12 protein-coding genes are annotated in these 12,766 nt (G+C 48.4%); 11 read left to right on the forward strand and 1 reads right to left on the reverse strand.

Going from position 1 to position 12,766, the window contains the following annotated elements:
- Positions 1-201: 201 nt before the first annotated feature.
- Complete coding sequence (locus F4X88_04290) at positions 202-504, forward strand: hypothetical protein (GenBank protein MYA55496.1); 303 nt, start codon at positions 202-204, stop codon at positions 502-504.
- Positions 505-561: 57 nt separating this feature from the next.
- Here F4X88_04290 and F4X88_04295 read toward each other — a convergent pair whose 3' ends face one another.
- A complete protein-coding gene (locus F4X88_04295) occupies positions 562-1,512 on the reverse strand; it encodes a zinc-binding dehydrogenase (protein ID MYA55497.1) in 951 nt (316 codons plus the stop codon).
- Positions 1,513-1,755: 243 nt separating this feature from the next.
- Here F4X88_04295 and F4X88_04300 point away from each other — a divergent pair, with 243 nt between their 5' ends.
- The 10 genes from F4X88_04300 to F4X88_04345 all read left to right on the forward strand — a co-directional run bounded on the left by F4X88_04300 (position 1,756) and on the right by F4X88_04345 (position 12,169).
- On the forward strand, positions 1,756-2,634 hold the full coding sequence (locus F4X88_04300; GenBank protein MYA55498.1) for a hypothetical protein: 879 nt from the start codon (positions 1,756-1,758) through the stop codon (positions 2,632-2,634).
- Between the two features lie 159 nt (positions 2,635-2,793).
- Positions 2,794-3,528: an RraA family protein gene (locus tag F4X88_04305; GenBank protein MYA55499.1), complete on the forward strand. Its 735-nt coding sequence runs from the start codon at positions 2,794-2,796 to the stop codon at positions 3,526-3,528.
- Positions 3,529-3,596: 68 nt separating this feature from the next.
- On the forward strand, positions 3,597-4,079 hold the full coding sequence (locus F4X88_04310) for a Uma2 family endonuclease (protein ID MYA55500.1): 483 nt from the start codon (positions 3,597-3,599) through the stop codon (positions 4,077-4,079).
- Positions 4,080-4,166: 87 nt separating this feature from the next.
- Positions 4,167-4,577 carry a type II toxin-antitoxin system VapC family toxin gene (locus tag F4X88_04315; protein MYA55501.1) on the forward strand — a complete coding sequence of 137 codons (411 nt, stop codon included), beginning with the start codon at positions 4,167-4,169 and terminating at the stop codon, positions 4,575-4,577.
- Positions 4,552-4,761 carry a hypothetical protein gene (locus tag F4X88_04320; protein ID MYA55502.1) on the forward strand — a complete coding sequence of 70 codons (210 nt, stop codon included), beginning with the start codon at positions 4,552-4,554 and terminating at the stop codon, positions 4,759-4,761. Before F4X88_04315 ends, F4X88_04320 begins: the two co-directional genes overlap by 26 nt.
- Positions 4,762-5,048: 287 nt before the next feature.
- Positions 5,049-5,576: a hypothetical protein gene (locus F4X88_04325; protein ID MYA55503.1), complete on the forward strand. Its 528-nt coding sequence runs from the start codon at positions 5,049-5,051 to the stop codon at positions 5,574-5,576.
- A gap of 336 nt (positions 5,577-5,912) precedes the next feature.
- Complete coding sequence (locus F4X88_04330) at positions 5,913-6,653, forward strand: hypothetical protein (GenBank protein ID MYA55504.1); 741 nt, start codon at positions 5,913-5,915, stop codon at positions 6,651-6,653.
- Positions 6,654-6,942: 289 nt separating this feature from the next.
- Positions 6,943-7,329, forward strand: coding sequence for a hypothetical protein (locus F4X88_04335; GenBank protein MYA55505.1), 387 nt, complete (start codon positions 6,943-6,945; stop codon positions 7,327-7,329).
- Positions 7,330-7,650: 321 nt separating this feature from the next.
- Positions 7,651-8,925, forward strand: a complete 1,275-nt coding sequence (locus F4X88_04340) for a tyrosine--tRNA ligase (GenBank protein ID MYA55506.1) — start codon at positions 7,651-7,653, stop codon at positions 8,923-8,925.
- Positions 8,926-9,034: 109 nt separating this feature from the next.
- The gene (locus F4X88_04345) at positions 9,035-12,169 is read left to right on the forward strand and encodes a vitamin B12-dependent ribonucleotide reductase (protein MYA55507.1); all 3,135 of its coding nucleotides are present in this window, start codon (positions 9,035-9,037) and stop codon (positions 12,167-12,169) included.
- The last annotated feature ends 597 nt before the right edge of the window (positions 12,170-12,766 follow it).

Here is a 12,766-nt window from a genome sequence, read left to right on the forward strand (position 1 = left end):
AATGGGTCTATGTTTATGATCAAACCCAGGCCTTGAAAACGGGGGGTTCACAATGAGGGCTTCACTTCTTTCGAAACTTCAGTTATCATTCGCGCCGCGTCAACCCATCGAAGTTCCATTACGGACATGAGTTTGGGGCTTTGGGACTCTTATGTGCTACGCCTACCCAATGGTTGCTTTTTCCGGTGTGGGTGAAACTCATTGTTCCGCAGACGGTTCGCGATAAAGGCGATGCCGTGTTTCATCGCAGCGTCTTTGACGAAACTCATCTTCTCACTGCCACACCCAACCGAGAAACCCATAAACGTCAAGACCGTCTGTGAGTTTCTTGGCATTCATGGGTATCATCCAAAGAAACTCACACAAGGCCTTCGAGTCGCTTATCTGAAAGCACAAATCAGAGACCACCGATTTTCTACGAGTTCCACTGAAAATAAAAACTCGCAGAATATTCAGACCTTTCAACAACAAGAGCCCCCACTGCCTTTCGACAAGGCAGCTTGAATATCATAATATTGTCCAAACTTTAGTCTGGTTAGGACCAGGAAGTAAAATTAGACCTCATTCCCATTGAAACACACTCCCTAACAAACGCATCGGTTCATCGCGGAGCGATCTATATATTTCTGGTGCCTCGTCAACACCCACCTTATGTCGAATGAGGGGTGCAATCTTGACAGAACCTTGGCGGAGCAAGCGACAGAGATTTTCCAAATCGTCACAAGTGAAGTGGCTGCACTGAAGGATACTAATCTCCTTATGTTGTCCAACGTTAAAGGTGTAATTGACATCAAAACGCCCAGCAACCAAGAGCAATCGCCCCCGAACTTTGCAAGCCTGTATCATCGGTGTTACCATATCTGGAACCCCCGCGAAATCCATGACGGCATCAAAGGAACCCTCTTGAATTTGAGCATCCCAACCCTCGCCATTTGTGTTGAGAACCGCCTCTGCTACACCGAGTTGGCGGCTCTGTTCCAGTCGAGATTCCTCAATGTCGCAAACTGTGACGCGGGCACCCATGGCGTTAGCGATCTGCGCCGCAAACATACCGATGCAGCCCTGTCCGACGATAAGTACCTTTTCCCCAATGCGCGGATCAACACGCCGGCAGCAATGCATCGCGACACCAGAGATACCGAAGAGGGCGGCTTCGCTTGGGTCAATATCCTCTGGTAATTTTAACAAAAGCCCATCTTCTGGAATCGTGAACCGTTCGACATGGTTCACACTGGCATAGATAAGATCACCAACCTGAAGTTGCGTTACATCCGGTCCTGTTTCAATAACTCTGCCGACGTTCTGGTATCCGTCGGTAGTTGGCAGACGGGTATCGGAGGCTGAATAGTTCCCACCGATCAGTTGATTGCGTTCCGTGCCGTTGGTCAGCCCAGTGAAGACAGCTTGACACAGCACTTCGTTTCCGGTAGGGGGTGCAGGCTCTTCCCAATCGGTGACAACAATTTTTTCGCGTTTTTTATCTGACAATAATTTAACGACAAGTGCTCTCATAATATTGACCACTCCTTAGAAAAATTTAATGCAGGATGCGCCCTTTAGATTACCCGAACCTCGTAGATTTGTCAAGGATTTTCAGAATTTTTGGCTGTCATTGTGCGCAATTTTCTAAAAAAATTGTTGACAAATAGTCACGGGTTTGCTACAATTTTTTTAAGCGTGTTGCACCAAAACAAGTGGAGAGCGATCGAAACTATTTTTTCATTTTTCACGTTACTTTATTAAGGAGAATTCGCAATGCCGAAACGCGTTAATAAAGCGATTGAATTGTTAGCAGATGACCAGCCTGTCTTCTATACGGGCAGTCACACGGGCGCGAACCTGAACTATGACGCGGGTCGCGCGATGGCAAAAACCTGGGCAGACTACATCAATGTCGGCATGGAGCATGGGAGTTTCGATCTCGCGGGATTGGATAGTTTCATGCGTGGGCTCGCTGACGGCGGTCCCACCAATAGCGGGCACCAAACCCCGGCTATTATTGTTGAATTGCCAGTAGATGGTATCAGCGCAGATGTGATACGCGCCAACGGTTGGCAGATGCGGCAACTCCTGGCACGCGGTGTGCACGGCTTGCTACTTTGTCATGCTGAATCTCCAGAAGCCGTCAAAGCGTTTGTTGAAGCGTGCCGTTACCCATTCCAGACCATCGGCGTTGGCACACAATTGGATGTTGGAAGGCGCGGCTCCGCCGGGCAAGGTTCCGCGGCACCGATCTGGGGCATCTCTGCTGATGAATACTTGGATGTCGCTGATCCATGGCCCCTGAACCCAGACGGTGAACTTCTATTGGGTCTCAAATTCGAAAACAAGCGGGCTTTAGCGAATGTCGAAATTACGGCACAGGTCCCTGGCATCGCCTTTGCTGAATGGGGTCCGGGTGACATGAGCATGTCATTTGGCTACAAGAATGCACCGAACCCACGTCCACAAGAATTGGAAGATGCCCGAAATCGCGTTTTCGAGGCGTGCAAAGGCGCTGGCATCGCGTTCTTGGAAAGCACTTCACCCGATACAATCGAGGCGAGCATCGACGCGGGTGTCCGAATCACCGGTGGCGGCGAAGAAGCTGCACGCATCGGACGGGCATACGCTGGTAGAACAATGCCTGTCTAAAACCTATTCCCGATTCAACCCAAATTAGAGCCTGCAACAATACGCAGAAATGCGCAGAAATGCCCAAGCAAAGACTCCAAGCAAAAACATGCAGGCGGATATACGTCAACGAACGTTATTAACCTAAGTGAACCCACCGAACCGCAAGGAACCATTAAAATGGCACTAACAGAACAGGAAATGTTGGCAGAACTGCGCAAATACGATACGCCTTCAATCACAAACGTGGTTGCTACCTATCCAGGGAGTCCACATTGTCTTGGACTCTATAATCCGTGGACGGAGAATTGGTATACGGATACAACCATCCGTTGTATGTATCCTGAACTCGGAGCCCTCGCAGGTTATGCGGTGACGTGCGTCTACAGCGTCCCAGATCCGAACTACTCAGAACTCTCTTTTATGGATGTCATTGACGCGATGGGTGCTTCCAAACAACCGACGATCTTCGCATTTGAGCAGAAGTTCCCGCCTGAGCTCGCCAATAAGGTCGGTTTAGCAGGCGGCAATATGACAGCAGCAATGAAAGCCGTCGGCTGCTTAGGTGCCATTTCAAACGGACCCTCACGCGATATTGACGAAATCCGCCCAATGGAATTCCAGTATCTGTTAAGCGGTATCACTCCCGGACACGGTGCGATGGCGGTTCAAGCCGTCAACGTCCCTGTCTCAATAGGCGGAATGGATGTCGCGCCCGGCGAAATCATCCACATGGACGAGAACGGGGCGTGTAAGTTTCCAGCAGATAAACTGGAGGCAGTCCTGACGAACGTCAAGGCGTTGCTTGAAGAAGAGGGCGATCGGATTGGGAAACTGCTCTCGGGTCCCAAAACAGCGAAACAGGTCCGGGCAATTTTCAGCGGACACTCTTACGCGGAAGACGAGGAAGAATAGACGTCTCCTTTCGTAATTTGCTATGCCGGTTCCTCTCTCGGAATCGGCACTACTCCGAAGCAAGATTTATGGAGGCACACATGGCATCCGCTGCAGCACAAACTTACCTGACCCCTGAAGAATATCTCGCTTTTGAACGCAAGGCGACCACAAAACACGAATATCTGAATGGACAGATAGTCGCCATGTCCGGCGCAAGTCGCGAGCATAATCTCATCATCGGTAATATGTTTAATGGGCTTTACACCCAATTGATAGATGGCGCGTGTGAGACTTACGTTAGCGAAATGCGGGTGAAGACTCATCAAACAGACTCTTATACCTATCCGGATATCGTTGTTGTTTGTGGTGAACCGCGCTTTGAGGATGATGTTTTCGATACACTGCTTAATCCGATTGTGCTTATAGAAGTGCTGTCGCCATCCACGGAGGCGTATGACAGGGGCGAAAAATTCGCACACTACCGCCAAATTGATTCTTTGCAAGAATACGTCCTCGTCTCACAGGATAAAATTAGCGTTAGAAAACAAACCCACGGTGAACCTCGCTGAACTTCAGGAGGTCAGCGAGGTTCACCGTGCTTTTCTAAAGACTAAACTTTTTTCAAACTCACGTTAACTATAGCCTCGCGGCAATGGATGACTCGTGAATGGTGGAATAACTATGCGAATCGGTTTGAACTTGTTATCTCAGGTTTAGTCCTGCGAGAAATTAGTCAAGGCGATTCAGAAACCGCCCAAAAGAGACGCGAACTGGTTAGCACAATCAGAGTATTGAAGGTATCTGAAGAATCTTTAACGCTTTCTCGTCAATTGGTAGAGACTGAAGCCTTACCACCTGCGGCGGCGCGCGATGCGCTTCACATTGCACTTGCGGCATGTCATCAGATACAGTACCTCGTCTCATGGAACTTTAAGCATATTGTCAATCCAACAAAACAGCAACTTATTGCCAAGGTTTGTCAAAAAGCCAGTTATCAACCTGTTATTATTTGTACACCAGAAGAATTAGTGGAGATAAATCATGATATGGAAAGACCCTATCGTTGAAGAAACTCGGCAAATGAAAAATGAATATGCTTCAAAATTCAACTACGATTTGCAGGCAATCTATCAGGATTTGAAAGAATTGGAAAAGCAATTACCGGAAGCTAGACTCATCCGGACAAAACCAACACTTGAAAGGACAGGGCAGGTACACACGGCAGACGAATCAGGGACAAAACATGCCTAAGCGAAGGATACAAAAGTGCTTTTTACAAAATCCAAAGATGAAATTATGTTTGCAGATGTTGAAGAATTTTGCCGAGAATTTGGCGAAGGTGTCCGCGTTGAGTATAAGCGCGAAATTAAACATATTCCCAAGATTGTATCCTCATTCGCGAATACACACGGCGGCGTTATTATGATAATATACACTACGCCGATTCTTCAGATTTCTTCTACGTATGGCTGCGTCAGTGGCTCCGCGACATCTATCCCCAACTGTTCGCGGGTATGTTGACCCCGAAGGAAGAAGAGATGGTCGCGAATCGATATCGGTTTCAAGACCCGCGTCAGCATTTTGAGGATCTCCTAAATAAGACGTTAAAGCAGATGCGAAAGCATTGCACTGACCAATTCCCTTCCTCCATCTTCTATGCCTATAGGCAGCAAGAGACCGAACAGGATGGCAAGACTTCCACGGGTTGGGAAACGATGTTAAGTGCGATCGTGTCGAGCGGTTTTCAAATAGTCGGTACATGGCCCATGCACACTGAACAGACAAACGCACTTAAAGCACACATAAACGCGTTGGCTTCTTCTGTCGTGTTAGTCTGCCGCCCGCGTCCTGCTGATGCACCAATTGCTTCCCGCCGTGAATTTCTGGACGAACTGAAGGAAACGATACCACCTGCCCTTGACCAATTCACGCGAGAAGGACATATTGCCCCAGTGGATTTAGCACAAGCCGCCATCGGTCCCGGCATGGAGGTCTACTCCCGCTATAGCCGTGTGGAACGGGACAGTGGTGAAACGGTGCCAGTGCGTGAAGCGTTCCTATTTTAACGTGAGTTTGATAAATATTTAGAATAGACGCATTCCCTCTTAAAGTCCCCCTGAACCGGTCTGATAAGAGGAGAAAGACAAGGGGAGAAGATCCCCTCTTCTCCTCTTGTCAGGGGAGTTGGGGGATTTAGGGGGTTAACGCCGTGAAAATGGGATATTTTTGGTTAAATGGGCATTTTTCTTGACTTATCGGACTTTTTTCAAACTGGGGTTGATATACAGGCAAAGCAGATACTCATTGAAAAAGAAGGTGAGCGTGCGATTTGGAAACGCATGAAACCCTTTTTACTCAACTAACCCGTTGTGATTTTTCAATGAATAAAGGCGTATAGAAAAATGTTAAAAGATGTTTTTTTCAGACGTGTGGTATTTGGAACATTGCTTCTGGTCGTTGTTATTATCGCCGGTGGCATTCTGTATCTGAAACACCTTGAAGCTCAGATGCAACGCGAGATTGCCGAGACCGCCGCCCGCGTAAAATCGTTGTCTGCCACGCCGGTGGCACCACAACCCGCGTCCGCCCTTGATGTTATAGAGTCCGCAGATGGTGGACACTTCCACGCCGATGGCACGTGGCACGCCGAACCGCATGAACCTGTCATAGAAGCAGATGCACCTGTGGAGGACTACAGAGACATAGCACTTGAGGCTTACGAAGCGTCTCTATCCCACTTCACGGCGGAAGAACGCGCCACCTATGACCGGGCGATGAATGGCGAGATCACACGCCATCGTGAGAAATATCCTGACTGCCAAGACCATGAGGCGGTCTTTTCCGATGCCGACCGGTTCTCAAGGTGGTATGTGAAGGATAAGGCATACAGGAAAAAGCGTAGGGCATTATATGAGGAATGGGAAAAGATCGCAGCCGAGAACGATAAGTTTTTCGATGATTTCTACCTAAACAAGTCCGCTGAAGAACGCGCGCAGTTTGTCAAGAATATGAATGATGCGGAAAGAGTTTCCTTTATCGCTAAACTCGAAGATTGGGAGAAAAGAAAAGCCGTTGCGTTCCAAAGGTATGATGAAGTGGATAAGGAAGAACCCACGAAACCGAAGCGGTTGCACATGCACTAAAGGAGGACGTAATGACGTGAACTTGAGAATAAATTCGTAGGTTGGGTAGAGCGGTAAATACACACCAAAAGCCTTCGTATTCGGACACATCTGCCCTTTTCTAAGGCACTTTCTGCTTAAATAGCGGTAGCGAAACCCAACTTGACACTTTTATCAAACTCACGTTTGTTACGTCGTGGGATAAAATTATGAGCGAGATGGAGGATCCGAAGCAACGTGAGATGTTTTAATACACAACGTGTAAGGGCAACCCCAGACCGGCTGTCCTACTTCTGTCAAAGAGAGTACCATGTCCGCTGACAATCTAACAACATCTTTTGCCACGCGTTACCAATTTGAACGAAATCGCGCGCCATTTAGGCGAGAGGCTATTCGGAAGCTGCCAATAGATCGCTGCGGTGTATATGCCTTGTGGATTCCCGGTGAGATTGAGGACGCATACACATGCCTCTATGTTGGTTTGTCTATTACATGTGTACGGCGGCGGTTGCTTGATCATATTTCCTACGAAGAAAATCCTGAACTGCGAAAATATCTTCAGATGTTCACAGACCTCGTCGCATTTTCGGTCGCCTTTACAGAAAATGAAGCAGAAACGCATTTATTAGAAACTTCAGTCATTCAGCAGTACCAGCCGATAACGAATCGAAATAAACTTGGTTTCTCACAGTCTTAACTTCAAAAGCGCAAAAGATTTTTGAAAGGAAATGCTTGAACGAGATGTAAAAATTTTGTATAATATTGAGAGGAAGGGGCGTTCTTAAGAGAACATTCCCTAATTTCCAAATTAGACAGGACTTACGCAAATTGTATAAAAAAGCAATATATTTCACCCAAAACGGCGTTATTTCAGTGATTTAACCCCCTAAATCCCCTTATCAGGGGGACTTTAAGAGGAACTACGTAAGTCCTATTAGATTGCCAGCATAAATCTGCTATCAAATTTCCGAATCCTTTTTTAGAAAAAATACATGCCTCCGCAAGGAAAATTAAAAAAATGGACAACGTCTTTGAGGAACTGAATGAACGGGGTTTTATCAAACAGACCACAAATGCTGAACAGGTAACACGCCTGTTAGGTGAAGAACAGGTCACCTACTACGTCGGCTTCGATCCGACAGCATCAAGTCTACATGTCGGGAGTCTCGTCCCGATCATGGTGATGGCACACCTGCAACGCGCCGGGCATAAACCGATCGCAATTATCGGGGGCGGCACGACGATGATTGGCGATCCCACAGATAAAACTGATATGCGTCCGATGTTGTCGCAAGAACAAATCTCAACGAACAGCAAAGACATCCTTGCCCAGTTACAACGCTACTTAAATCTTGATAACAAAATAGCAAATAACGAGAACTCCCAGACTTCATCAAAAACCGGAAGGTTTCTGAATAACGCTGATTGGTTGCTATCCGTAAATTACATTGAATTTCTACGCGATATCGGCAAACACTTTCGAGTCAATGAGATGATCAAGGCAGAAGGGTATCGGCAACGTCTTGAGCGTGAACTCGGACTTTCATTCCTCGAATTTAACTATCAACTGCTCCAAGCTTATGACTATCTGTGTCTTTTTCAGGAGTACGGGTGCCGTCTCCAACTCGGTGGGGACGACCAGTGGGGCAATATTCTCGCAGGGGTTGATCTCGTCCGTCGCGTCGAAGGCGAACGTGTTCACGCAGTCACTTTTCCGCTACTCACGACGGCCAGTGGCGCAAAGATGGGAAAAACCGCAGGCGGTGCGGTTTGGCTGGATGCGCAACGCACCTCACCCTATGAATTTTATCAATATTGGATTAACGTCGACGACCGCGATGTCTCTCGGTTTTTAGCGTATTTCACCTTCCTCCCAATGGATGAGATTCGACAGCTAAGTAATTTGGAAGACGCAGCGATTCGGGAAGCCAAGGAAGTTCTAGCATATCAAGCCACAAAACTCGCCCACGGACAGGTAGAGGCGGACAAAGCTCAAGCGACATCACGTGCTGCGTTTGGGGGTGGGAACCTTGATGAAGTCGCGATGCCGACTTCGGTTATCTCACCGGAACGACTCGCCCGCGGGATTCCCATCATGGAACTCTTCCATGAAGTCGGGTTAGCAAATTCACGAAGCGAAGCGCGGCGGCTCGTCCAACAGGGAGGCGCTTACATCAACGAAAAACAGTACCGCGCGATAGATACGGTTGTTGGGACCGATCTGCTTGAGGAGAATGCTTTGCTCCTCCGCGCGGGAAAGAAACGTTACCACCGAATTATTATTGAAAATTAATTATAACTATAGAAATTCTTACAGACGCGCTTTCGAGCGTATATCATCATAAAATGGTTATCAGTCTGTTTTGTTTGGGCGCATTGACAACCAAAGGGGTACTACGAGTATGACGATTGATAATCCGAACGAGGTTGATGAAGAGGCAACCTCTCCAAAGCATTATAGCGGAGGTAATCGGATGGGACTCACTTTCACACCCTATTTCACCACGCCCGGCGTTCATCCCTACGACTTGTTGGAGTGGGAACGTCGCGACGCGGTCATTTACAATGAAAAGGGTGATGTTATCTTTAAACAGGAACAGGTTGAGGTGCCGGTAGACTGGACGCAGCTCGCGACAGATATTGCATCATCGAAATATTTCCGAAAAGCCGGATTACCCAGTGCTGAAGCGGAAGACAGTGCTCGCCAATTGGTTACACGGGTGGCGCGCACGCTCCGTCGCGCAGGCGAGGAATTCGGCGGGTATTTTGCTACTCCTGAAGACGCAGAGGCGTTTGAGATGGAATTGACGCATATCCTCGTTACACAACGGGGTGCTTTCAATTCACCTGTTTGGTTTAATTGCGGCTTGTGGCATGAATATCATATTGAGGGGGGCGGCGGCAGCTACTATTGGGACCGAGACGCACAGAAAGTCGAGGTTACGACCAATGCATACCAACACCCGCAAAATTCCGCCTGTTTCATCCAAAGCGTTGACGATTCTCTGGACTCTATGTTGGAGCTCCAGAGAGCCGAAGTGCGTCTCTTTAAATACGGCAGTGGCACAGGCTCGAACTTCAGCAAAGTCCGCGCGAAGGGTGAACTCCTCTCCGGCGGGGGTGAGAGTTCAGGGGTCCTGTCATTCCTCGAAGGCTTCGATCGATGGGCAGGTAGTATCAAATCTGGTGGTACTACAAGACGCGCAGCCAAAATGGTCATCCTCGACATGGATCACCCAGAAATTGCTGATTACATCGACTGGAAACTAAGAGAAGAGAACAAAGCGAAGGCGCTCATCGCTGCAGGATATCCAGCCGATTTCAATGGTGAGGCATATAGCACCGTCAGTGGACAGAATAGCAACAATTCTGTCCGGATTCCAGATGATTTCATGAGTGCCTACCTACAAGGGGATTCATGGAAAACGACGTACCGGACAAGCGGTGAAGTCGCCGACGAATACGATGCCAGAACGCTAATGGAGAAGATCGCTTATGCCGCTTGGGCATGCGCAGATCCGGGTGTCCAGTTTGACAGCACGATTCAGAAATGGCATACATGTAAAAATACAGGCAGGATTAATGCAAGTAATCCCTGCAGTGAATACCTCTTCTTAGATGATTCTGCCTGCAACCTCGCCAGCATTAACCTTGCGAAATTCTTGAGAGATGATAACACCTTTGACATTGAAGGCTTCCAGGCAACTGTGCGTGTGTTCATCACTGCGATGGAAATCATCGTAGATCTCTCTTCATATCCAACCGAAAATATAGCGCACCGTTCTCATGAATATCGTCCGCTCGGACTCGGTTATGCGAACTTGGGCGCGCTCTTGATGCGTTTAGGGATTCCCTACGACAGTGACCAAGCGTGTGCTTACGCAGGTGCGATTACCGCCATCCTGAGTGGTACGGGGTATCAAACAAGCGCAGAGATTGCGGGGAGTATCGGTCCTTTTGCGGGACACGCGAACAATAGCGACGCTATGTTGGACGTTATGCGGATGCACCGCGATGCCGCCTACAGTATCGATGCGATGGCATGCCCATCCGACCTTTTGGATGCTGCAAAAGCGGATTGGGATGTCTGTCTTGAAAAGGGAGAACGTTGGGGGTATCGGAACTCCCAAATTAGTGTTATCGCTCCGACCGGAACGATCTCTTTCCTGATGGATTGTGATACGACGGGGATTGAACCGGAGTTTGCGCTCGTCAAATTCAAGAAGTTGGCAGGCGGCGGGTACATGAAAATTGTGAATCAGAGCGTTCGTGATGCCTTGCACAACTTAGATTATACACTTCAGCAAACTGAAGCCATCATTAAGTATCTCGTCGGCACGGGCACTTTTGATGGGACCCCACACATCAATGCGGACACATTGAAACGGAAAGGCTTCACACAGGAAGATATCGCCCGTGTTGCGGAGATGTTACCGAGTGCGTTCGATCTGAACCTCGCTTTTGCCCCGGGTTTTCTCGGCGAAGCGTGTCTTGAACGGTTAGGTATAACCGAAGAAGAAGCCGCAGATCTCAGTTTTAATCTTCTCTCTGCAATCGGATTCAGTGAAAACGAAATCAGTATTGCTGAAGAGGTCATCTGTGGCACAGGCACGGTTGAGGGCGCGCCACACCTCTCACCGACGCACTATGCCGTTTTCGATTGCGCTGTCCAGTGTGGTAAGCACGGAACTCGTTACATAAATCACATGGGACCGCTGAAAATGATGGCGGCTGTGCAACCCTTTATCTCTGGTGCCATCTCCAAGACCGTCAACGTCCCGAACGACGCAACGGTAGACGACATCAAAACGCTATACGTGGAAGCGTGGCGGCGCGGTGTCAAATGTCTCGCCGTTTATCGGGATGGTAGCAAAGGTAGCCAACCGCTTTCAACCCGCAGCCAACAGGATGCGGAGAGTGAAACCGATGAGGCTATTGCTGACGCATCGACTGAACGTCCCATCAGGAAACGTCTGTCTGACACACGCTCCTCTATGACCCACAAATTTAGCGTAGGCGGTCATGAAGGCTATATCCACGTTGGGTTCTACGAAGATGGTAGCCCCGGAGAAGTTTTCCTCCGTATGAGCAAAGAGGGAACAGCTGTCTCTGGACTGATGGACTCTGTAGCGGTCCTCACTTCTATTGCGTTGCAGTACGGCGTGCCGTTAGAGTCGCTCGTGAATAAGTTCAGCCATGTCCGATTTGAACCGTCAGGTTTTACATCTAATCCTGACATTCCGATGGCGAAGTCGATTATAGATTACGTTTTCCGGTGGCTCGGCACACAATTTCTCACGCAGGAACCACAAGCGGGAAACATGATAGATATGGATGAAGAGATGGTCCCTCCTGAGGAACTCCATCCTTACGGACACGGGAGTAACGGTGAAACGGATTCATGGTTGGCGCATGAGAAGCAGGTCGTTCTCGAATATGCGGATGCGCCGCCCTGTCTCGAGTGCGGCGCCCTGATGATGAGAAGTGGGGTCTGCTATCGCTGCGCAAACTGTGGCGCAACGAGTGGATGTTCGTAATCCCCTGTATCCAGAAAACAAATCGTAGGCGTGCCTTGCAGGCGCGCCTCTTTGTTCTTTTTAACACAATCCCGCCCAGGATTATTCAATTGTTAAATTATCCGAATCGCGGATTACACGGATTACGCGGATTTTTACGTCGCTGATCTCCAGAACCCTTATGAAATTTGGGGAATTTCACGGAGAATTGAATGGCTCTGGCTTATGTTGGGAATCGATTAACTAATACTAAGGAATTAAAATAAAGTGAAAAAAATTTTAGAATTGACACTGATATTATGTACTCTGAGTTTAACTGCTACATTCACGGCTTTTTCACATCCTCATGCGGGCGGAACACCAGCCGGATTTGATGGTGTAAAACAAATACGTTCATCAGATGGTGGACACTTTCACCAGGCTTATAGAAATAAACCAGGTACAGCAGATGATCCAGACGCAAATAATGAACTGGAAAAAGTGATTGGCTCATATCCCGAGCCTCTCGGGGGCGATAGCACGGGCGACCCTGATGAAGATGGCACGGACGACCCTGATGAAGATGGCACGGACGACTCTGATGATGGTGGTGGCACGGACGACTCTGATGACGGTGGT

Source organism: Candidatus Poribacteria bacterium, from assembly GCA_009839745.1.
Classification (GTDB): domain Bacteria; phylum Poribacteria; class WGA-4E; order WGA-4E; family WGA-3G; genus WGA-3G.